Genomic DNA, 21,708 nt, shown 5'->3' with positions numbered 1-21,708 from the left:
CAAGATGAACAAGGACCCCGGCCCACAAGGGGCGTGGGGGCGGAGCCCCCACATCGGGGGTCTGGGGGTCGCCCCCCAGATGGACAGAACGGAACGACACGGCGAAGCCGAGCGCAAAGCGCCCGGCGAGCACACGTCGCCGAGAGTGGAGGTGGCGGGAATCGAACCCGCGTCCTTCGGTGATAAGTCAGGGCTTCTCCGGGTGCAGCCTGCTTGGCGTTTTCTCAGCCCCGGCGCTCACGCAGGCGTGTCGCCGACGGGCTCAGCCGCTGTTTGTTTTTCCTACAGGTCCCGCGGCCGGGCTTGCAGGTGGAGTCTCCTTACGATGCCAGACCCCGGGTCGGAGACGCTCCCGGGCTGACAGAGTTGGCTACTCGCCTCAGGCGGCGAGTGCGAACTCGGACTGCTGCTTGTTGGCAGTTATGGTTTGCTGTCACAGGATTTACGAGGTCACGACAGCAACCCTCGACCCGCTTCCCCTGGCTCGAACGACCGAAGTCGAAGCCGGTCACCCCCATGTTGAGTTGTCAAAGCGGATGTCCGGGGACGTCCGCATGACGACGTTACAAGGTTAACGGGCGGGACGGCAACGTAATTCCCGGGTGACAGCCGTGAACCCCGGTGGATGCGAGTGTGTCGCACCCACCGGGGTCGACCGGCAGGGTCAGGCCGGTCCGGACGGCAGAGCCTCCCCCGAGACGAGGCTCTGGTCTCATCACGGCGACTGAGTCCGCAACCCCCCAAGCGGGATCTCAGTCACCCGTAAAGACGCTCGGGGGCGGCGGCTTGGTTGCCCCGCCGGTGTAAAGAGATCACAAAGTCGTCACGTGCCTGGTCGGGCGGGTGGTTCGGTCAGCGGCCGCGGAGGAACTTGGCGGCGATCTCACGGGTGTTGACGCTGCCTTCGACGGCGATGGCGAAGGCGCGGTCGCCGCTGGAACCGACGAACCAGGAGACGGTCCTGTTGCGGTCGCCGTCCCGGTAGGTGGTGAGGGCCGCGACGCCGACGACGTCGCCGGAGACGCGGACGCCGCGGGCGTTGCCGTGGGACGCGGTGAGGCCGAGGACCTTCTTGAGGCTCGCGATGGACTCGGGCTGGAGGTTCTGGGGCGGGGGCGCCTGCACGGTCTTCGGGATGTCCTTGAGGACGTACGGGGGCTTCCAGGTGCCGTTCTGCGCGGCGGCGGCGACGAGGGCCATGGCGAGGGGGCTCACCTGGACCCTGCCTTCACCGATCATGGTGGCGGCCTTCTCGCCGTCGTTGGCGGGGGTCGGCACGGAGCCGGTGAAGGCGGGGACGGTCAGGCCCCAGCTCTTGCCGATGCCGAGCTGGGCGGCTTCGTTGACGAGGGTCTGCGCGTCCAGCTTGGTGCTGAGCTGCGCGAGGGTCGTCTTGCAGGACGCGGCGAAGTGGCTGGCGAAGGAACCGTCCGGACGGGCCCGGTTGGTGAACGTCTCGGTGCCGATGGTGACGTTGCCGGGGCAGGTGGTCTCGGTGTTCTGGTTCATGTCGGCCCGGGAGAACAGGGCCTCGGCGGACACGATCCCGAACGTCAGCCCGGGCGGGTACTTGCCTTCGAACGCGAGGTTCCGCCCGCTCGTCCCGTGGTTGGACACGGCGAGCACCTCGCCGGTGCTGGGGCGCAGCACCACCATGGACGCCGGGTGCCGCAGGCCCGCGAGCGCGTTGTCGGCCTTGCGCTGGAAGGAGGGGTCGAGAGTGGTCTGGACTTCCTGGGGCTGCTGGCCTTCCCAGGAGCGCAGTTCCTCGGTGTTCTTGCCGGTCTCGTCCTGCGCCACGACGCGGACGGTGGGCGTGCCGGCGAGCCGGCGCTGCTGGAGGAGCTGGACGCCGCTGACGCCGATGGTGTCGCCCGGCTGGTAGGGCGCGCCGACCTGCTGGAGGCGGTTGGCGGTGGCGGGGCCGAGGCTGCCGATCAGCTCGGGCGCGTAGGCTGCGGCGATCGGCGCCCTGACGCCGTTGAACTTGAGCCCGGGAATGTTGGCCAGCCGCCTGACGAGCGCGTTGTGCGCGGGCACCTGCAGGGTCAGCAGCGGCAGGAAGTCCTGCGGCGGGGCGGAGCGGACGCGGCCGAGGAGGCGTTCGGCGTCCAGCCGGTGGCCGCCGTCGATGACGGCCTGTTTGGCGAGCAGGTCGAGGGTCTTCTTCGGGTCGGCGAGCTGCCCGGGGAACACCCCGATGTCGTAGGCGCCGACCTCCCGCATCAGGGAACGGCCGTGGGTGTCGGTGACGGGGGCGCGCTCGGGTTCGTCGGTCACCACGGCGAGCCGCTGCCCGGGCTTCAGGCTCGTGTGGATGATCGAGGGGGTCCAGACGACCTTCCACTGCCCGCCGACGCGGCGCAGGTGCATCAGCCCGGGGTACTCCCACGGCTGGCCGTTCTCACCGAGGTCGATCTTCACGGTGAAGCGCGCGTCGGCCTCGTCGCCCTTCTTGATGATCTGGTCGACGTCGCTGTCGGCGACGCCGGTGCCGAGCGACAGCCGCAGGGACGCGGCGTCGAGCTGCTGGCGGACCCGGCTGAGCGCGTCCTCGACCTGCTGTTTGTCGACGCCGACGGTGTTGCCGGCCGCGGCCTCGTAGTTGCCGACCTGCCAGGCGATCAGGAAGTCGCGGACGGCGGGCAGCGCGGAGCGCTCGGCCCAGCACCCGGTCGTCATGCCCGCGACGAGGGCGCCGCAGACCGTCAGCGCGATCGCCCGGCGTCGCATCGCCCGGATCCCGCCGGTCCTCCGCCTCCGGCCTCGATTCGTCATCGACACCCTTCACCGTCTCCTGAACCGGGCCGCCGCCGCCTTCTGCATCTCGCGGTCGGCTTCCCGCTTGGCGATGGCCTGGCGTTTGTCGTAGGACTTCTTACCACGGGCCACGCCGATCTCGACCTTGGCCTTGCCGTCCTTGAAGTACAGCGCGAGCGGGATCAGCGTCCAGCCCGGCTCCGACGACTTGGCGATGATCTTCTGGATCTCGCGCTTGTGCAGCAGCAGCTTGCGGCGCCGGCGCGGCGCGTGGTTGGTCCAGGTCCCCTGCGTGTACTCGGGGATGTGGACGTGTTCCAGCCAGACCTCGCCGTCCATCACGTGCGCGTAGCCGTCGGCGAGGGAGGCGCGTCCTGCCCGCAGGGCCTTGACCTCGGTGCCCATCAGCACCATGCCCGCCTCCCACGTCTCGTCGATGTGGTAGTCGTAGCGGGCCCGTTTGTTCTGGGCGATGAGCTTGCGCCCGGTGTCCTTCTTGCGCCCGGTGTCGCGTGCCACGTCATCAGTCCTTGTCCGGCGTCTCAGTCGTTGCCCGGCGGTTCACGTCGTCGCCCGGCCGTTCACTCGTTGCCCGGCACTGTCGCGTTCAGGCCGCGCAGCACCGTCCGGGCGCGCTGCTCGGCCACTGTGGGCGGGCGGTCGGCGGAGACCGCAACGTCGGGTTCGATCCCCACCCCGTCGAGGTTACGGCCGCTCGGGGTCCGGTAGCGACCGACGGTCAGCTCGATGACCGACCCGTCGGCGAGCGTGATGGGTTCCTGCACCGAGGCCTTCCCGTACGTACGCGATCCTATGATCACCGCGCGGTCGCGGTCGCGGAGGGATCCGGCGACGACCTCGGCGGCGCTGGCGGTGCCGGCGTCGACGAGCACGACGAGCGGCGTCTTCGCATCGCCGGGCTTGGTGACCACGCGATTCTGGGCGGGCCTCCCACGCGGCCTGTACGTCACGACGGGGCCGCTCCGCAGGAACGCCGAGGCCGTCTCGACCGCCTCGTCCAGGAGGCCGCCCGGGTTGCCGCGCAGGTCCAGCAGGACGCCGCCCTCGGGACGGCCGGGCGGCGACTCACCGGCCACGGCCGCGCGGACCTGCCGTCCCGTGCCGCGTGTGAAGGCACCGATCCGGATCAGCCGCGCATGCTCCGGGAGATCGGTCACGGTGACGTCTCCTCCAGAGACGGGTGTGCGGACGAGATGGAACCGCTTTGTTCGATGGTCGCGTTCCACGGTTAGTTCGACGGCCTCTTCGGGACGTCCCCGCAGCGCCTCCGCCACGCGTTCGACGCCCCAGCCCTCCACGGACGCCTTCCCGACGCCGGTGACGACGTCGCCGGCCCGCACGCCCGCGCGCGCGGCGGCGGTCCCCGGCTGGACGCTGGCGACCAGCACCCGGCCGCCGCGTCCGCCGCCGTCCTCGCCTCGGTCGCCGCCGCCGAGCCACAGTCCGACACCGCTGTAGTGGCCGTTCAGACGTCCCTCGACGTCGTCGTACTCGCGGGCGGAGTAGTAGCGCGCCCACTTGTCGTCGAGGGCGTCCAGCATGCCCTGGACGGCGGCGCGGTCGAGTTCGGCACGGCCGACCGGCTCCGCCGCATGCCTGCCGATCTTCGCCGCCGCCTCGTTGAGGATCGACCCGTCCGCGGCGGCGGTGTGCCGTCGCGGGCCCGAGCCGCTCACGACGCCCGCCCCGTAGGCGCAGACGATCGCGGTCGCGACGGCGGTGCCGCGCAGGAGGCGCCCGGCCCTCCGGTCTTCGGGGGGGCGCCGGGGCCGCCTCCCCGGGAGCGGCACGCACCGGAACATGCGGCAAGTGTAGGACGAGGTGAGCCGCCGGATCCGGCGCTTCCGCCGGATCCGGTCACCACGTCAGATCTTCAGGTATCTGCGCAGTGTGAGGAACGACGCGACCGCGCACAGCAGCACGCCGAAACAGATCGAGAGGACGATGACTGCTATCACCTTGCTCCAGCCGAGCTGGCTGACGAGCTGAACGTCCCCCGCCAATCTGTCGATCAGCAGCTTCTTGCTGAACACCAGCAGGATGGCCGAGAAGACCCCGCCGATCAGGCCGGCGATGGCCCCCTCCAGGATGAACGGCATCTGGATATAGGTGTTGGACGCGCCGACGAGCCGCATGATGCCGGTCTCACGGCGCCGGTTGAACGCCGACAGCCGGACGGTGTTGCCGACGAGCATCACCGCGGCGATCACCTGGATCAGCGCGATCGTCAGCGCGGCCACCTGGAGGCCGTTGAGGATCCGGAAGAACCGCTTCAGGATCTCCTGTTCGTTGATCACCGTGTCGACGCCCTTCTGACCGAGCATCGCCTGCGCGACCGCCTTGTACTCCTCGGGGTTCTGCAGCTTGACCCGGAACGAGTCGGGAATGTCACCCTCGCGGGTGCTCTCGACGAAGCCGGGCGAACCCGCGAAGCGGTCCTTGAACCTCTCGTACGCCTGCTGCTTGTCCTCATACTCGACCGCGGAGACCTGCGGCATCTTCTCCAGCTGCGCCTTGAGCGTCTGCCGCTGCTGATCGGTGACGTCCTGCTTCTGGCAACTGGGATTCGAGCTCGTCTTGGCGCACAGGAAGATCGAGACCTCGATCTTGTCGTACCAGTAGCTCTTGGACGAGTCGACCTGCTCCCTGAGGAGCAGACCGGTGCCGAAGAGCGCCATGGCGATGGCGACGGTGATGACGAGAGAGATCGTCATCGTCATGTTCCTGCGGAGACCGATCCAGATCTCCTGGAGAACGAACTGTACGCGCATGCCTCGCTGTCCTTGATCGCCTGTGTCCCGCCGGACGCCTGGGCCGTCCCGCGTTGGAACGCGGGCCCGATGCGGGGCTTTCCTACCTTTGGGCCTTCGGGGTGTCGTACGACCCGGCAGGAATCGATGGTTCAGATGGAAGTGCCATGGAGGGGACCGGGCCCCGGCCCGGGTCATCGCGGGCGGACGATCTCCCGCACCCTCCGGCGAACACGTTTAGTAGGCCTGCCCGTACACACCGCGCGACTGGTCGCGGACGACGCGTCCGTCCTCCAACTCGACGACGCGCTTGCGGAAGGCGTCGACGATCGCGGCGTCATGGGTGGCCATGACGACGGTGGTGCCGGTCCGGTTGATCCGGTCCAGCACCTTCATGATGCCGATCGATGTCGCGGGGTCGATGTTGCCCGTCGGCTCGTCGGCCAGCAGGATCATCGGCCGGTTGACGAACGCCCGCGCGATGGCGACGCGCTGCTGCTCGCCGCCGGACAGCTCGTCCGGCATCCGGTGGGCCTTGCCCTCCAGGCCGACGAGGTCGATGACCTCGGGGACGACCTTGCCGATGAAACGCCTCGGCTTGCCGATCACCTCGAGGGCGAACGCGACGTTCTCGAAGACGTTCTTGTTGGGCAGGAGGCGGAAGTCCTGGAAGACGCATCCGATCCTGCGGCGCAGGTGCGGCACCTTCCAGTTGCTCAGCCTGCTCAGGTCCTTGCCCGCCACGTGCACGTGACCCTGGGAAGGACGCTCCTCCTTCAGGATGAGGCGCAGGAAGGTCGACTTTCCGGAGCCGGACGGACCCACCAGGAACAGGAACTCGCCCTTTTCGATGGCGACGTTCACGTGCTGCAAGGCGGGCCGGTTCTGGCTCGGATAGACCTTGGTGACGTTGTCGAAATGGATCACGGCTGCATCACGGCGGTTCGGTCTCTCGGGGTTGGGGAGCGGCCCGGCCCGCGATCCACGGAATCGTCCGTGCCCGCGCGACTGCGCCGCCCGGTTCCGCGACCAGGCGGGACGCGGAGCCTTCGAGCAGTGTAGAGGGGACGGTCAACTGTCTCGTCCCACTCGGCATGATGGGTGGGCCCGGGGCGGTCACATCGCCCGAACAGCGCGTGCCGTCCGATCAGTGCCATGTGAACCGTCTCCCGACGTCCGGCCGTTTCATACCGTCAAGCTCCCGGACTTGCCGGAACGACCATACAGTCCGGCTACGCTGGATGATGGCGAAAGATACCTAATAGGTCGGCGGACGCCGGACAGGTCGACGCTTCCCCGCACGGACCCGCGTGCCGTTCTCGGAGATTGGGGCCCACCACATGAGCTGCGAACATCTGATCTGCGCTCAGTGCGCGAACCCGGTGGTGGAGGGGCGCTGCCCCACGTGCCGCGAGGCTCGCTCGGAGCTGCACCGCCACGGTATGTACGGCTCGCCCGCCCTCGTCCTCGCGGCGCTCGTCGCCCTGCTGTTCGCGGCGCTGGTGCTGCAGCGCGTCTACGGCTGAAGCCGTGCCCGGGCCGGACCCGCGTCAGGGCTCCTTGTCGAGCGGCGGGGTGGCGGCCTTGGAGATCGCGCCCTCCTCGGCGATGACGTGCGCCTTCGGCTGCTTGCCCTTCTTGACGCGCGGAGGGTCGTACGCCGCGAAGTGCAGGGTCGAGGCCGTGTCGACCTGGTTCCCCTCGACGGTGCCGTCCAGCAGGTGCTCCGCCTCCTCCGGGATCTCCGGCTTGGGCGTGTCTGGGTCCTTGGCGATGAGCGAGGTGTTGCGGAACAGCGAGTAGACGATCAGGCCGCCGCCGTTCTCCGTCCGGAGCCCGAAGTAGGGGAACGGCGTGGCCGTGTGGACGACCTCGAGCGTGAGGTCGTCCTCCTTCGCCTCCTTCTTGTCACGCTTGGCGTCCTTGTAGAAACCGGTGGTGACGGCGCCGGACTTCATCACCTTGGCGGCGACGCTGCCTCCGCCCTCCGCGGCGACCGTCGCGTGGATTCCGATGACGTCGCGGGGACGGATCAGGACGGACGTGTCGTCCTTGCCGAGCGCCTCCGCGTAACCGTCGTCGTCGATCGCGACCTCCGGGACCTTCGTCTTCCGCTGCATGACGGTCGCGAGCGTGAGCTTCCAGTCGTCGGACGGGCCGCGCAGGATGAACGCCATCAGCACCTTGTGCCCGCTCTTGCGCTTGCCGAGGACCGAGCGGTCCACCGACGCCAGGAACCACTGCGGATACGCGGCGTCCTTGAGCTTCGGGACGTACAGCTCAGGCTCGTCATAGTCGAATCGGCGCACCGGGTCGCCGTCGTAGGCGGCCTCGCGGAACTCGGCCGCGGTGAGCTGGGACTGGCCGTCGGACGTCCAGGTCAGCGCCAGCCGCTCGTCGCCGGCGGCCCTGGCCACGTCCTCGTCGGTGACATAGGAGCGGAACGCCCGCTCCGCGACCTCGGGGGTCAGCGCGACCGGCTCGGGCGGGGACGTCGTGGGCATGGCGGCGCTGGGCCGCGCCTCCGTCTTGCCCTCGGCGCAGCCCACGACGGTGACCGCCAGGATGAGCAGCACCCCGGCCGCGATCACCCGCGTGAACCTCTGCACAGACCATCCCCCGGACCGATGTCCCCACCGGCCGCTCCCCGGCCGGCTTCCTCGGCCCGTGATTCTTCCACCTACATGATATTGGCCGTGCGCTCCCGTCCGACGCGGATCGGCGTACATGGCGGATCGGCGTACGCGGACGCCCGCGGGTGCCGCCGCGACGGCGGTGAGCATTGTAGTGCCCGGACGGCGATAGGCTCGGGAGCGTGGCAGGCATCGAACCCGAAGAGCAGCTCAAGGAGCTCGGCTCGACACTCACCAGCATCGAGCAGGTGCTGGACCTCGACGGCATGCGGCGCGACATCGCCGAGCTGCGCGAGCAGTCGGCCGACCCTGACCTGTGGAACGACCAGGAGCGCGCCCAGTCGGTGACGCGCCGCCTGTCGTACCTGGAGAGCGAGCTGGGGAGGGTCGAGACCCTGCGGCAGCGCCTCGACGACGCCGCCACCCTGTACGAGCTCGCCAAGGAGATGGACGACGCCGAGACCCGCACCGAGGCGGACGATGAGCTGGCGGCGCTGCGGAAGGCCGTCCAGCAACTGGAGGTCCGCACCCTCATGTCGGGCGAGTACGACGCCCGGGAGGCGCTGGTCACCATCAACGCGCAGGCCGGCGGGGTGGACGCGGCAGACTGGGCCGAGCAGCTCCAGCGGATGTACCTGCGGTGGGCGGAGCGCCACAACTACCCGACCGAGGTCTACGAGACGTCCTACGCCGAAGAGGCCGGGATCAAGTCCACGACGTTCACGGTGAAGGCCCCCTACGCCTACGGGACGCTGCGCGGCGAGCACGGCACCCACCGGCTGGTCCGGATCTCCCCGTTCGACAACCAGGGCCGCCGGCAGACGTCGTTCGCGGGGCTGGACGTCGTCCCGGTGGTGGAGCAGAGCGACCACGTCGACATCGACGAGAACGAACTGCGCGTCGACGTGTACCGGTCGTCCGGGCCGGGCGGGCAGGGCGTCAACACCACCGACTCGGCGGTGCGGATCACCCACATCCCGACGGGGATCGTCGTGTCCTGCCAGAACGAGCGCAGCCAGATCCAGAACCGCGCCACGGCGATGAACGTCCTGCAGGCCAAGCTCCTGGAGCGCAAGCGCCAGGAGGAGGCGGAGAGGATGTCCGCGCTGCGCGGCGAGGGCACCAGCAGCTGGGGCACGCAGATCCGCAACTACGTGCTGCACCCGTACCAGATCGTGAAGGACCTGCGCACCGGCGTCGAGGTGGGCAACCCGTCCGGGGTCCTGGACGGCGACATCGACGAGTTCATCGAGGCCGAGATCCGCTGGATGCGCCAACAAGAGGCGTAGTTGTTTTGCAGTGCCCTTGGCGTCGGGCCCTGGAGGGCCCTCCTTCGGCGGGCACTGCGGTGCGATCGCTGCATCGCTCCGAACTCGCCTGGCGGCTCGCTGCGCGATCAGGTTTCTTGCTTCGCTCGAAACCTGCCTTCGGACGCGATCGCGGTGGTTTTGGTCGTTGCGGGGCTGGGGTGGGTGCGTCTTTGGCTCTTCAAGGGGCTCAGAAGATCTTTGGCGGGCTTTTGTGTTCGTAGCGTGACTCCGTGGTCACTCTGCGAGGATGGTCGACGGTCCGGATCACCGTCACCATTCGGGGGGCCGAATGCCCGCACGTACCGTCTCCGTTGCCACGTTTCTCGCGTCCGGCCTGCTCACAGCGGCCCTGAGTGCGGGATGCTCGGGTTCCGCCTCGTCGGCTGACCCGGCCAAATCGGTGGGGGCGCCTCCGCTGAACAAGGAACAGGCTCAACGGGTTCTGGCGTCCTACACCGACGCGGCCAACCGGGCGGGCCGGCGCCTCGACCCGAATGCGCTGCGCACCATCGAGACCGACCCGCAACTGACCATGGACGCCGCGGCCTTCAAGCTCCGGCGTGCCGTGAAGCAGCCGCCGCCGAAGTTGAAGTTCACGGAAACGACCTACTACATCCCTCGGCTGACCGGCTATCCGCACTGGTTCGCCGTCGGTGCCGTCACCGGCCAGGGTCAGCAGGCGGTGCGCCACGCGATGCTGTTCACGCAGGCCAAGGCGGGGGCGCCGTGGCTGCTGGCCGCCGACCCCCACCCGGCGGACGCCGCGCTGAGCCGCGTGGCGCTCGATCCGGACGGCTACGCCACCCCGGTCGGCCCGGAGGCCGAGAAACTCGCCGTCGCACCCGGGAAGCTGCCCGCGACGCACGCGGCGCTGCTGACCGAGGGGCCCGGCGCGGAGGGCGCGTCCCTCCTGGCGGACGGCCCGAAGACCAGCGATACGTACAAGGCGCTGAAGCAGGGCGAGAAGACCCTGGCGGGACGGGGTGTGACCCTGTCGTCCAGGTTCTCCGCCACCCGGTACACCGTCCACGCGCTGCGCACCAAGGACCGCGGGGCTCTGGTCTGGTATGTCCTGAAGCAGAACGAGGCGTACTCCTCGTCCCGGCGGGGCAAGCTGGCGGTGAGCGGTGATCTCGTCGGGCTCGCTTCGACGAGGTCCGCCAGGACGCGGATGGACACGACCGTCCTCGTGCAGTACCTGGCCACCGTTCCACCGGAGGGCCGCGCCACCGTCAACGGCATGTACCGCAAGGCCGTCGGCGTCCGGTGAACTGAGGAACTCCCGATCTCCGTCGGGTGCCGGGCGGTCCCGCGCTTCTGACCGCTGCAGCGGGGCCTGCCCGGCATCCGACGGTGCTGTGTTTGCTTTGCAGTTCCCTTGGCGTCGGGCCCTAGGGGCCCTCCTTCGGCGGGAACTGCGGTGCGATCGCTGCATCGCTCCGAACTCGCCTTGCGGCTCGCTGCGCGATCAGGTTTCTTGCTTCGCTTGGAACCTGCCTTCGGACGCGATCGCGGTGGTTTTGGTTGTTGCGTGGTTGGGGTGGGGGCTGGGGTTTGTGCGTCTACACTGACCCGGACAAGTCCGACATGACTGACATTTCATTCGTTGAGGTGGGTCGTGCGCCGTGCCTCCCACGTGGCCCTGGCCGCGCTCGCCATCGCGTTGTCCGGCTGCTCTGGGGGCGGCACGGATGCCGGGGCCGATGCGAAGCCTTCGGGCGAACCTGCGATTACGGCCGAGGAGTCTCGTCGGGTCCTCGATGAGTGGGTGTCCAGGCATAACAAGGCCATCGTTGCCGGTGACGTGCGGCTTTGGCGTGACGCGGTCACGGGGGCGTTGGAGGCGCCCGTCACCGCTCGGGTGCGCACCTACGGCAAGCTGCCGAAGTCGGCGGAGATCTCGCTGGCCAACCCGGTGTTCTACGTCCCCCGGCAGGACGACCGGCCCAAGTGGTTCGGTGTCGCCGCGGTGGAGCGGTCCGGGGGCGAGGAGCAGCAGGTTCTCGGCATCTTCGTCAAGGCGGACGCGCGCTGGCGCGCGGCGCACTGGTTGACGTTCCAGGGCCGGCCGCCGCAGCTCGCCTATGACCGGGAGGGGTACGCGATCCCCGCGTCCGACCGTGGTCTGCCCGCCGCGCACGCGAACTACCTGGAGAACGGTGACGAGAGCGCTCTGGTGCCCGACGTCTACTCGTCCAACGCCCGCAGCCAGGAGCAGGGAGACTGGACGGTCGATTCCGGGACGATCACGCCCGGGCCCGGTTCCTCCTACGCGCTGCGCACCAAGGACGGCGGCTCGCTGGTCTGGTACGGGCTGAAGCAGGAGAAGGTTCTCAGCGGCGGCACCGCGTCCACGCTCCCCGAAGAAGTCCGCGACTACCTGGCGAAGGACGATGACGCCGCCGGTGGCGGAACGCTGCGCACGAGCTGGCAGTGGCTCGTCATCGGGTACGCGCCCGCGTCCGGCAAGGGGCGTGTCCTGGGCGAGTCCGTGTCGCTCACCTCGGCTCGTTGACTTGCGGCGTGCCGTCCTCGGGCGGCACGCCGCAAGCGGACGTCAGGAATCCGTCGACGGCAGGGAGCTGGCGGTGACCAGGGTGCGGATGGCGCCCAGCGCCACCGACAGGGTCGCCAGGTCGAAGCTGTCGCTCTCCCAGATCTCGCTGAGGGTCTGCTGGGCGCGCTGGACGGCGGGCTTGTTCTTGTCCGCCCAGTGGACCATGCGCTCCTCGGGGTTCAGGCCCGGCTCGCTGGTGACGAGGACGTCCTGGGTGAGCGCCGCGTGCGCCGTGTAGAGGTCGTCGCGGAGCGCGGAGCGCGCCATCGAACGCCACTTGTCGTCGCGGGGCAGCGCGATGATGCGTTCGCGCATCCGGGACAGCTGCAGCCGGTCGGCGAGGTCGAAGTAGACCTCGGCGACCTCCTCCACCGGACGGCCAGTGTCGTGGGCGATGCCCACCAGGTCGAACGTGGAGAACGCGGGGACGAACGTCGCGCACTGCTCGGCCAGCTCGTCCGGGACGCCCAGCTCGGCGAAGCCGTCGCGGCGCTGTTCGAACGCGGCGAGGTCCAGCCCGACCAGCAGCTTCGACAGGCGGGTGCGCAGCGTGGCCGCGCCGCCGCCGAAGAAGTCGATGGTCTCGCGGATGTCGAACGGGGGCCGCCGGTTGTGCAGCAGCCAGCGGGCGCCGCGTTCGGTGAGCTTGCGCGCCTCCAGCAGCATCGCGATCTGCGTGGACTGCGCGACCTGCTGCGAGAGGCCCTCCACCGACTCCCAGAACCGCGGCATCCCGAACACGTCGCGGGCGACCAGGTAGGCGCGGGCGATGTCGGACGAGGACGCGCCGGTCTCCTCGTTCATCCGGAACACGAACGTGGAGCCGCTGGCGTTCACCAGGTCGTTCACGACGGCGGTGGTGATGATCTCGCGGCGCAGCGGGTGCCGGTCCATGTAGTGCGTGAACCGCTCGCGCAGCGGCGTCGGGAAGTAGTCGACCAGCCAGGACTCCAGGTACGGGTCGTCGGCCAGGTCGGAGGCGACGAGCTCGTGGTCGAGGGCGAGCTTGGCGTAGGCCAGCATGACGGCGAACTCGGGGCTGGTGAGCCCGAGCCCGGACTGCCGCCGTTCGGCGAGCGCCTTGTCGTCCGGGAGGAACTCCAGGCGGCGCATGAGCCGGCCTTCCCGTTCGAGCTTGCGCAGGTAGCGGGCGTGGATGTGCAGCATCGCGGGCGCCTGCGCGCGGGACGAGGCGAGCACCACGTTCTGCGCGTAGTTGTCGCGCAGGACGAGCCGGCCGACCTCGTCGGTCATCTCGTACAGCAGGCCCTCGCGCTGCTTGCCGGTCAGCTCCCCGTCCCGCACCACCTGGTCGAGGAGGATCTTGATGTTGACCTCGTGGTCGGAGGTGTCGACGCCGGCGGAGTTGTCGATGAAGTCGGTGTTGATCAGACCGCCGCCGCGGGCGAACTCTATGCGGCCGAGCTGCGTCACGCCGAGGTTGCCGCCCTCGCCGACCACCCGGCAGCGCAGGTCGGCGCCGTCGACCCGGACGGGGTCGTTGCCCTTGTCGCCGACGTCGGCGTGGTTCTCCAAGGACGACTTGATGTAGGTGCCGATGCCGCCGTTCCACAGCAGGTCGACCGGCGCCTTGAGGACGGCCCTGATCAGCTCGTGCGGGGTGAGGGCCTTCACGCCGTCGTCGATGCCGAGGGCCTCGCTGATCTGCGGTGTCACCGCGATCGACTTGACGTTGCGGGGGAACACGCCGCCGCCCTTGGAGATGAGCGAGGCGTCGTAGTCGGCCCAGCTGCTGCGCGGCAGCTCGAACAGGCGGCGGCGTTCGGCGTGCGACGTCGCGGCGTCCGGTTCGGGGTCGACGAAGATGTGCCGGTGGTCGAACGCGGCGACGAGCCGGGTGTGCTCCGACAGGAGCATCCCGTTGCCGAACACGTCCCCGGACATGTCGCCGATGCCGACGGCCGTGAAGTCCTCGTTCTGGATGTCGGTGCCGAGGGAGCTGAAGTGGTACTTCACCGACTCCCAGCCGCCGCGGGCGGTGATGCCCATGCCCTTGTGGTCGTAGCCGACGGAGCCGCCGGACGCGAACGCGTCACCGAGCCAGAAGCCGTAATCGGCGGCGACCTTGTTGGCGAGGTCGGAGAACGTCGCGGTGCCCTTGTCGGCGGCGACCACCATGTAGGTGTCGTCGCCGTCGTGGCGGACGACGTTCGGCGGCGGGACGACCTTGCCGTCCACGAGGTTGTCGGTCAGGTCGAGCAGGCCGGAGATGAAGTCGGTGTAGCAGGCGATGCCGGCCTTCTGCCAGGCCTCCCGGTCCACGGACGGGTCGGGGAGCTGCTTGCCGACGAAGCCGCCCTTCGCGCCCGCCGGGACGATCACGGTGTTCTTCACCGCCTGCGCCTTGACCAGGCCGAGGATCTCGGTGCGGAAGTCCTCGCGCCGGTCGGACCAGCGCAGCCCGCCGCGCGCCACCGACCCGAACCGCAGGTGCACGCCCTCGACCTTCGGCGAGTACACGAAGATCTCGTAGGTCGGCCTGGGCTCCGGCAGGTCCGGGATGGCCTGCGGGTCGAACTTCATCGCCAGGTACGGCTTGGCCTGGTAGTGGTTGGTGCGCAGGGTCGCCTGGACGAGCGCCAGGTAGGCGCGCAGGATGCGGTCCTCGTCGAGGCTGGCGACGTCGTCCAGCTTGCCCTGGATCTCCTCGATGATGCCGGGGCTGCGCTCGTCCTCGCCGCCCGCGATCGACGGGTCGAGGCGGCTCTCCCACAGCCGGACGATCAGCCGGGTGATGGACGCGTTCCGCAGCAGCACCTGCTCGATGTAGCGCTTGGAGAACGTGGTGCCGGTCTGCCGCAGGTACAGGGCGTAGGCGCGCAGGATCATCGCCTGCCACCAGTGGAGGCCGACGTGCAGGACGAGGGCGTTGAAGCCGTCGTTCTCGATCTCGCCGTCCCACAGCCGGGTGAACGCCTCCTGGAACAGGCCCTTGATGGAGTCCTCGGGGACGCCGGCGGGCGGCACGTACCGCAGCCCCAGGTCGTAGATCCAGAACCGCTGCCCGTCGGAGGTGTTGATCTCGTAGGGGCGCTCGTCGATCAGCTCGACGCCCATGTTGTGCAGCAGCGGAAGCATCTGCGACAGCGAGATCGGCTCGCCCAGCCGGTAGATCTTCATCCGGCGCTCGCCGGGCTCGGCGCTGTACGGCTCGTACAGGTTGATGGAGGTGTCGGCGTCGCCGCTGAGGTCTTCGAGGCGGCGCAGGTCGGCGACCGCCGTGCGGGCGGGGAAGTCGGCCTTGTACGCCTCCGGGAAGGCGTCCCCGAACCGGCGGCCGAGCGTCCCGGAACGTTCCTCGCCGCACTGCTCGACGATCGCGTCGGCCAGGTCGTCGGCCCAGGAGCGGGTGGCGGCGGCGAGGCGGGACTCCAGGTCCGCGACGTCCACGTCGGGCAGCGGACGGCCGCGCTCGCCGCGGACCACGACGTGCAGCCGCGCCAGCATCGACTCGGTGACGTTCGCGCTGTAGTCGACGCTGACGCCCTCGAACGCCTCCCTCAGCAGCTCCTGGATGCGCAGCCGGACCTTGGTGGTGTACCGGTCGCGGGGCAGGTACACCATGCACGACATGTAGCGGCCGTACAGGTCCTTGCGCAGGAACAGCTTCAGCTGGCGGCGCTCACGCAGCCGCAGCACGCCGAGCGCGATCGGCAGCAGGTCGGCGACGGAGATCTGGAACAGCTCGTCGCGCGGGTAGCTCTCCAGTATCTCGACGAGGTCCTGGCCGTCGTAGCTGTCGGCGGTGAACCCGGCGAGTTCCAGTACCTCTTCCAGCTTGCGCTTGAGGACGGGGATGTGCGCGATCGACGCGCTGTAGGCGACGTGGGTGAACAGGCCGAGGAACCGCCGCTCGCCGATGACGGCGCCGGATCCGTCGAACTTCTTCACCCCGATGTAGTCCAGGTACAGGGGGCGGTGGACGGTGGACCGCGAGTTCGCCTTGGTGAGGACCAGCAGATGCTTCTCGGTCGCCTTCTCGCGCACCTCGGGCGGCAGCGCGGCGAAGCTGTCGGACTCGCGCTTGTCGCTGCGCAGGAGGCCGAAGCCGGTGCCCGGCTCGGGGCGCAGTGCGGATCCGTCGTCGGTCAGCGTGTAGTCGCGGTAGCCGAGGAACGTGAAGTGGCCGTCCGACAGCCAGTCGAGCAGCTCGACGCCCTCGGCGATCTCCTTGTCCGGCAGCGGCGGCGCGGTCTCCCGGATCGCGGCGGCGATCTCCCCCGCGCGGGCCCGCATCCTCGGCTCGTCCTCGACGGCGACCCGCACGTCCTGCAGGACGCGCAGCAGGTCGCGCTCCAGGTCTTCGAGGACGGCGCGGTCGCTGGTGCGGTCCACCTCGATGTGGATCCACGACTCGTCGACGTCGGTGTCGCTGTCGAGCTTGCCGCGGAACGCCTTCAGATGCCCGGCGACGTCGCGGTCCACGCCCAGCAGCGGGTGCACGATCAGGTGGGTGGCCAGCTGGTGGCGGGTGAGCTCCATGGTCACCGAGTCGACGAGGTAGGGCATGTCGTCGGTGACGACCTGCACGACCGTGTGCCCCGGATCCCAGCCGTACTCCTCCAGCGACGGCGTGAAGACCCGGACCTTCGCGCGGCCCTGCGGCCGTTCCTCGCCCAGCGCCCGGTGCGCCAGCGCGGGACCGCAGACGTCGGCCGGATCCCGGTCGGCCAGATCCTCGCGGGCGACGTGCCGGTAGTAGAGCCGGAGATAGGCGAAGGACTCCTCCACGTCTCCACCGCGCGCCCCCGGGCGCCCCGCGCACGTCTCCGCGGCCCGCCGGAGCAGGTCGTCCTTCGCTGGATCGAGCATGCCGCCCATCAAAACTCCCCTAGAGACCCTTCGCCACCTCGTTGTGGCGCCGCTCACGCGCCAGCGTAGCCAGGAATCGCCGCAAAGCCGACCTGCCCGGCCGCAAGGTCAACGTGGCTTTCCCCACCCTGCCAGCCCGTACCGCACCCGCCGGGGAGATCGCCGAACCCGGTGCCGCGGCGTCCGCGCGACACGCCCTGCGACGGCCGGAACGCGTTCGCGGCGCCCGTTCCGATCGTCTCCGGAGGCGTCAGCCGTCGGCCCCGCCGGGGGGCGGCGTCGGCGTCTCATCGCCCGGGTCCCCCGGGCCCGGCGAGGTGGTCGGATCGGTCGGCGTGGTCGTTACGGTGGGCGTCGTCGTCGGCCCTGTCGGTGTGTCGCTCGGGGTGGGGGTGGTGGACGGCGACGGGCTCTCCGTCGGCGTCTCGCTGCCCGGCGACGGGGTGTAGGACGGGGTGACCGGCTGCTGCTGGACGGGCTCCTCGCTCGTCTCCGGCGGCGACGTGCTCGGCGCGACGGACGACGAGGGCGGGGCGCTCGGGTCGCTGACCTTCTGCCCGGCCTTGCCCCGGTCGCCGGAACTGAGGACGAGGACGGAGGAGACCACCACGATCGCGACGAACAGCGCCGCGGCCCCGGCGAGCACGGCCGAGCGGCCCGAACCGGCGAACGTCCGCCGAAGGCCGCCGCCGCTCTTGCCGCCGGGGGCGAGGTCGCGGGGATGGGTGTTCTCGGCGGCCCACTCCGCGGGCGTCGGGAGAGGCCCGGCCGCGGAGCCCCTCGCGTCGGTGCGGTCAAGGCCGGGGACGTCGCGCCCGTCACCGCTCCGGTCGTCCGCCGCCGCGCCGTGGAAGGCGGCCGCCGCCGGGTCCACGAAGCCGGGCTGCTCGCCGAAGGCCGGTTCGTCGTCGAAGACGGGGTCGTCGCCGAACACCGGGTCCGGCTCGAACACCTCGTCCTCGTCGCCGAACTCCGCGGCCCGGACGGAACCGGCGGCGAGCATGGCGGTCGCGTCGGTGCCGCCGGACGCGGGCGCGGCGGGCGCGGCCGACGCCGCCGCCGGCGACGCCTCCTCGTGGCCGAGGAGCCGCATCAGCACCTGCCGGGCGCCCGGCCGGTGCGCGGGGTCCTTCTCCAGGCAGTCGAGCACCAGTTCGCGCAGCGGCCCGCGCAGGTCGCCGAGGTCGGGTTCCTCGTGCAGGATCCGGTTGATCACGGCGGGGATGGTGTCCTGGCCGAACGGGGGCTCCCCCGTCGCCGCGAACACCAGGGTGGCCGCCCAGCAGAACACGTCCGATGGCGTCCCGACCTCGTCGCCGCCGATCTGCTCGGGCGACATGTAGGACGGGGTGCCGATCACCCGGCTGGTGAGCGTGGTGCCGCCGCTGATCGCCCGTGCCACCCCGAAGTCGATGACCCGCGGGCCGTCCGGGCCGATCAGCACGTTGTGCGGCTTGAAGTCACGGTGGACGATCTTCGCCTGGTGGATCGCCGACAGGGCCGTCGCGGTGCCGACCGCGAGCCGGTCCAGCGCCGCGCCGCCGAGCGGGCCGCCGCCCAGCACATGCTGGTTCAGCGACGGGCCCCGGACGTACTCGCTGACGATGTAGGGCCGGTCGCCGTCCGCGTCCGCGTCGATCACCTGGGCCGTGCAGAACGGCGCGACCTGCTTGGCTACCTCCAGTTCCCGCAGGAACCTCGCGCGGGCCTTGTCGTCGGACGTCAGCTCCGCGTGCAGCAGCTTGATCGCGACCTGCCGGCCGTCCTCGTCGGTGCCCAGGAACACGGTTCCCTGGCCGCCCTCGCCGACCCGGCCGATCAGGGCGTACGGACCGAGCCGATCCGGGTCACCGGACCGCAGCGCCCCAACCTCCATGCGTCGAACCGTCCCTCTCTTGATCGACCCGTCGCCGCCGGCTCGCCATGGGCCCGGATCACCCTTCGACAGTGTGACGCCCGAGACTCATGGGAAGTTCACCCGGTCATGGATCAATACGGCGTGATTTAACCCACCGCTCTCGTACGGACACATTTTGGCCGGGAGCCAACCTTAATGCCGTCACATTCCCCAGCGATATAGCCGACCAACATGTCACACAAGCGAGACTGGACGCCATGACATTGCTCGATGGCCGCCGCGTCTACACCCGCGCCGAACTGATGGAGGCGCACGGGCTGGGGCGCAGCACGCTGGAGAAATGGTTCCGCGAGCGCGCGTCCAACGGCCACCCGGAACCGGCCGGGACGGTCGGCTCCCAGCTCGCCTGGGACGCCGGGGCCTGGGACCGCTGGTACGCCGCCCGCGGCTCCGGGACCGTCCCGCCGGGCCTGGTCACCCGCGACCAGCTGGCCGCACGGCACAACGTGAGCCGCCACCGCCTCAAGCAGCTCTGGGCCGACCGCGCGTCCAACGGCCACCCCGACGTCGCGCACCGCTCGGGCAAGGCCCTCTACTGGGACGAGGCCGCCTGGACGGCATGGTTCGCCGCGTATGAGGAACGTCCGCCCGGCGAAGACCCCGACGACCTCGTCACTCTCGCCGACGCCGCCCGCATTCTGGGTCTGGCCCAGACGAGCGTCACCGTCTACCCCAGACGCCCGCCGGCCGGCTGGCCCGACCCGGCCAGGGTCGAACCCCTCGGCGGCGGCAAGGTCCGCCGTCTCTACCGCCGCGGCGACATCCTCGCCTACGCCGCGAGATCTAGGGGGTGAAGTGGGTGAGGACCTCCGGGTTGGCCATGGAGTCCCGGTTGGCGGCCTTGTCGACCGGGGTGCCCTGGAGGATCTTGCGGACGGGGACCTCCAGCTTCTTGCCCGACAGCGTCCGGGGGATGCCGGGGACGGCGTGGATCTCGTCCGGGACGTGCCGGGGTGACAGCGACGAGCGGATCTCGCGCTTGAGCCCGCCGAGCAGGTCGTCGGTGAGGGTCGCGTCCTCGGCGAGCTGGACGTAGAGGAGCAGGCGGCCCTCCTGTCCGAGGCGGCCGGTGTCGATGACGAGGCTGTCGGTGATCTCCTCGAACGCCTCGACGACGCGGTAGAAGTCGGACGTGCCCATGCGGACGCCGCCGCGGTTCAGCGTGGAGTCGGACCGGCCGTAGATGACGCAGCCGCCGTCCGGGAGGATCTTGACCCAGTCGCCGTGCCGCCACACGCCCGGGTACATGTCGAAGTACGACTCGCGGTAGCGCTCGCCGCCCTCGTCGTTCCAGAAATGGACCGGCATGGACGGCATGGGCTCGGTGATGACCAGTTCGCCGACCTCGTTCACCACGGGTTCGCCGTCGTCGCCGAACGCCTCGACCTTGGCGCCGAGGCCGCGGCACTGGATGACGCCGGCGCGCAGCGGCAGCAGGGGCGACGGGCCGACGAAACCGGTGCACAGGTCGGTGCCTCCGGAGAACGATCCGAGCAGCAGGTCCTTGCCGACGGCGTCGTACACCCAGGCGAAGCCCTCGGGCGGAAGCGGGGACCCTGTGGAGCCGATGCCGCGCAGGCCCGACAGGTCGTGTTCCTCGCCGGGGCGGCGGCCTTCCTTGGCCGAGGCCGTGAGGTAGGGCGCGCCGACGCCCATGTAGGTGACGCCGTTGTCGGCGGCGAGCGTCCACAGGTCGAGGGGGGCGCCGTCGTACATGACGACGGTGGAGCCCACCAGCAGGCCGCCGATGAGGTAGTTCCACATCATCCAGCCGGTGGTGGTGAACCAGAAGAAGACGTCCTCGGGGCCGAGGTCCTGATGGAACGACAGGGCCTTGAGGTGTTCGAGGACGACGCCGCCGTGGCCGTGGACGATCGGCTTGGGCAGGCCGGTGGTGCCGGACGAGTAGACGACCCACAGGGGATGGTCGAACGGGACGTCCTCGAACTCCGGGGTGTCGTGCCCGGAACGGGGCAGTTCGCCGTAGTGCAGGCCCACGCGGAGGCCGTCCGGGGTCGCGGCCGGGTCGAGGTAGGGGATCAGGACGGTGGCGGCCAGGCTCGGCAGCGCGGCCTCGATCTCGGCGACGATCCCGCGCCGGTCGAACCGCTTGCCGTTGTAGGCGTAGCCGTCCACGGCGATCAGGACCTTCGGCTCGATCTGCGCGAACCGGTCGATCACCGACGAGGACCCGAAGTCAGGGGAGCACGACGACCAGACCGCGCCGAGCGACGCCGTGGCGAGGAAGCAGATCAGCGCCTCGGGAATGTTCGGAACGTAGGCGGCGACCCGGTCCCCTCTGCCAACGCCCAGGTCGGCCAGACCCGCGCGGACCTCCGCGACATGCATGGCCAACTCGCGGTAGGACAGCACGCGATGCCCGCCCGCCTCCGAGCGGAAGATCACCGCGGTGGCGTCCGGGGTCTCCTCCGCGCGGCGCAGCGCGTTCGCGGCGTAGTTGAGGGTCGCGCCGGGGAACCACTTCAGCCCGTCCACCGGCATGGGCCCGCCCGTCCGGACGGGGCCGTCCCCGCGCTCGCCGACGACCTCGAAATACGACCAGATCGCGTCCCAGAACGCGTCGACCTCCGTGACGGACCAGCGCCACAGGTCGTCGTAGGTTTCCGTGAGGACGCCCCGGTCCCACAGCCAGTGGACGAAGTGGGTCACCCGCGCGTTCGCGACGACCTCGTCCGACGGCTCCCACAGCGCCGCACCCTCAGAAACCTCACGGGTCATCTCTCTCCCTCCCCGCCGCGCCACGGGCGCGGCCCTCCCAATATCGGCCCCGCCGCGCACACGGCGCAACTTCCCCGATCCGCATGCCGAAACCCCTCGGCGCCGCGTCCCATCGCAGGTCAAAGACCCGCCCGCGGCAATCCCGCATCCTCACACATCACCGCCGCCGATCATCCCCCGCCCCCAC

The 21,708-nt window shown here is 70.1% G+C and carries 14 protein-coding genes and 1 other RNA gene; 5 read left to right on the top strand and 10 right to left on the bottom strand.

Annotated elements, in window-relative coordinates:
* Positions 1-143 precede the first annotated feature (143 nt).
* The 6 genes from ssrA to ftsE all read right to left on the bottom strand — a co-directional run bounded on the left by ssrA (position 144) and on the right by ftsE (position 6,458).
* Positions 144-516, bottom strand: a transfer-messenger RNA (tmRNA) gene (gene ssrA, locus AB0C35_RS09885).
* 336 nt (positions 517-852) lie between these two features.
* Positions 853-2,733 (bottom strand): penicillin-binding transpeptidase domain-containing protein, encoded by a 1,881-nt coding sequence (locus AB0C35_RS09880; RefSeq protein ID WP_358452602.1) that lies wholly within the window; start codon positions 2,731-2,733, stop codon positions 853-855.
* 54 nt (positions 2,734-2,787) lie between these two features.
* A complete protein-coding gene (gene smpB, locus AB0C35_RS09875) occupies positions 2,788-3,279 on the bottom strand; it encodes an SsrA-binding protein SmpB (protein WP_358452600.1) in 492 nt (163 codons plus the stop codon).
* A gap of 62 nt (positions 3,280-3,341) precedes the next feature.
* Positions 3,342-4,583, bottom strand: a complete 1,242-nt coding sequence (locus AB0C35_RS09870; RefSeq protein WP_358452598.1) for a S41 family peptidase — start codon at positions 4,581-4,583, stop codon at positions 3,342-3,344.
* A 63-nt stretch (positions 4,584-4,646) separates the two neighbouring features.
* Positions 4,647-5,552 carry a permease-like cell division protein FtsX gene (gene ftsX, locus AB0C35_RS09865; RefSeq protein WP_358452596.1) on the bottom strand — a complete coding sequence of 302 codons (906 nt, stop codon included), beginning with the start codon at positions 5,550-5,552 and terminating at the stop codon, positions 4,647-4,649.
* 216 nt (positions 5,553-5,768) lie between these two features.
* Positions 5,769-6,458 carry a cell division ATP-binding protein FtsE gene (gene ftsE, locus AB0C35_RS09860; RefSeq protein ID WP_021597771.1) on the bottom strand — a complete coding sequence of 230 codons (690 nt, stop codon included), beginning with the start codon at positions 6,456-6,458 and terminating at the stop codon, positions 5,769-5,771.
* Positions 6,459-6,871: 413 nt separating this feature from the next.
* Between ftsE and AB0C35_RS09855 the strand changes: the two genes are divergently transcribed.
* Positions 6,872-7,057, top strand: coding sequence for a hypothetical protein (locus AB0C35_RS09855; RefSeq protein WP_358452594.1), 186 nt, complete (start codon positions 6,872-6,874; stop codon positions 7,055-7,057).
* A 24-nt stretch (positions 7,058-7,081) separates the two neighbouring features.
* Here AB0C35_RS09855 and AB0C35_RS09850 read toward each other — a convergent pair whose 3' ends face one another.
* Positions 7,082-8,140 (bottom strand): hypothetical protein, encoded by a 1,059-nt coding sequence (locus AB0C35_RS09850; RefSeq protein WP_358452592.1) that lies wholly within the window; start codon positions 8,138-8,140, stop codon positions 7,082-7,084.
* 206 nt (positions 8,141-8,346) lie between these two features.
* Between AB0C35_RS09850 and prfB the strand changes: the two genes are divergently transcribed.
* The 3 genes from prfB (at position 8,347) to AB0C35_RS09835 (ending at position 11,989) form a co-directional block, all read left to right on the top strand.
* Positions 8,347-9,453 carry a peptide chain release factor 2 gene (prfB, locus tag AB0C35_RS09845; protein ID WP_358452590.1) on the top strand — a complete coding sequence of 369 codons (1,107 nt, stop codon included), beginning with the start codon at positions 8,347-8,349 and terminating at the stop codon, positions 9,451-9,453.
* A 421-nt stretch (positions 9,454-9,874) separates the two neighbouring features.
* Positions 9,875-10,744 carry a hypothetical protein gene (locus AB0C35_RS09840; protein ID WP_358452588.1) on the top strand — a complete coding sequence of 290 codons (870 nt, stop codon included), beginning with the start codon at positions 9,875-9,877 and terminating at the stop codon, positions 10,742-10,744.
* A 534-nt stretch (positions 10,745-11,278) separates the two neighbouring features.
* Positions 11,279-11,989 (top strand): hypothetical protein, encoded by a 711-nt coding sequence (locus AB0C35_RS09835; RefSeq protein WP_358452586.1) that lies wholly within the window; start codon positions 11,279-11,281, stop codon positions 11,987-11,989.
* A 42-nt stretch (positions 11,990-12,031) separates the two neighbouring features.
* Here the strand turns inward: AB0C35_RS09835 and AB0C35_RS09830 are convergent, their stop codons facing one another.
* Together AB0C35_RS09830 and AB0C35_RS09825 are read right to left on the bottom strand one after the other, a co-directional pair.
* Complete coding sequence (locus tag AB0C35_RS09830) at positions 12,032-16,873, bottom strand: NAD-glutamate dehydrogenase (RefSeq protein WP_358452584.1); 4,842 nt, start codon at positions 16,871-16,873, stop codon at positions 12,032-12,034.
* 241 nt (positions 16,874-17,114) lie between these two features.
* Positions 17,115-18,740: a serine/threonine-protein kinase gene (locus AB0C35_RS09825; RefSeq protein WP_358452582.1), complete on the bottom strand. Its 1,626-nt coding sequence runs from the start codon at positions 18,738-18,740 to the stop codon at positions 17,115-17,117.
* Between the two features lie 239 nt (positions 18,741-18,979).
* Here AB0C35_RS09825 and AB0C35_RS09820 point away from each other — a divergent pair, with 239 nt between their 5' ends.
* A complete protein-coding gene (locus AB0C35_RS09820; RefSeq protein WP_358452581.1) occupies positions 18,980-19,576 on the top strand; it encodes a hypothetical protein in 597 nt (198 codons plus the stop codon).
* On the opposite strand, the gene AB0C35_RS09815 is transcribed toward AB0C35_RS09820, so the two are convergent.
* A complete protein-coding gene (locus AB0C35_RS09815; protein ID WP_358452579.1) occupies positions 19,566-21,521 on the bottom strand; it encodes an acetoacetate--CoA ligase in 1,956 nt (651 codons plus the stop codon). The two genes, AB0C35_RS09820 and AB0C35_RS09815, sit on opposite strands and share 11 nt — an antisense overlap.
* Positions 21,522-21,708: the final 187 nt, after the last annotated feature.

This window comes from Spirillospora sp. NPDC048819 (assembly GCF_040650055.1).
In the GTDB taxonomy this organism is placed as follows: Bacteria; Actinomycetota; Actinomycetes; order Streptosporangiales; family Streptosporangiaceae; genus Spirillospora.
The sequence above is the reverse complement of the archived record's forward strand: the minus strand, read 5'-3'. Positions and strand labels throughout refer to the sequence as shown.

What these genes read in the sequence shown, in the direction of transcription:
- AB0C35_RS09880 (WP_358452602.1), bottom strand. Translation starts at nt 2,733, where the DNA reads ATGCGACGCCGGGCGATCGCGCTGACGGTCTGCGGCGCCCTCGTCGCG.
- AB0C35_RS09870 (WP_358452598.1), bottom strand. Translation starts at nt 4,583, where the DNA reads ATGTTCCGGTGCGTGCCGCTCCCGGGGAGGCGGCCCCGGCGCCCCCCC.
- ftsX (WP_358452596.1), bottom strand. Translation starts at nt 5,552, where the DNA reads ATGCGCGTACAGTTCGTTCTCCAGGAGATCTGGATCGGTCTCCGCAGG.
- AB0C35_RS09855 (WP_358452594.1), top strand. Translation starts at nt 6,872, where the DNA reads ATGAGCTGCGAACATCTGATCTGCGCTCAGTGCGCGAACCCGGTGGTG.
- AB0C35_RS09830 (WP_358452584.1), bottom strand. Translation starts at nt 16,873, where the DNA reads ATGGGCGGCATGCTCGATCCAGCGAAGGACGACCTGCTCCGGCGGGCC.
- AB0C35_RS09825 (WP_358452582.1), bottom strand. Translation starts at nt 18,740, where the DNA reads ATGGAGGTTGGGGCGCTGCGGTCCGGTGACCCGGATCGGCTCGGTCCG.
- AB0C35_RS09820 (WP_358452581.1), top strand. Translation starts at nt 18,980, where the DNA reads ATGACATTGCTCGATGGCCGCCGCGTCTACACCCGCGCCGAACTGATG.
- AB0C35_RS09815 (WP_358452579.1), bottom strand. Translation starts at nt 21,521, where the DNA reads ATGACCCGTGAGGTTTCTGAGGGTGCGGCGCTGTGGGAGCCGTCGGAC.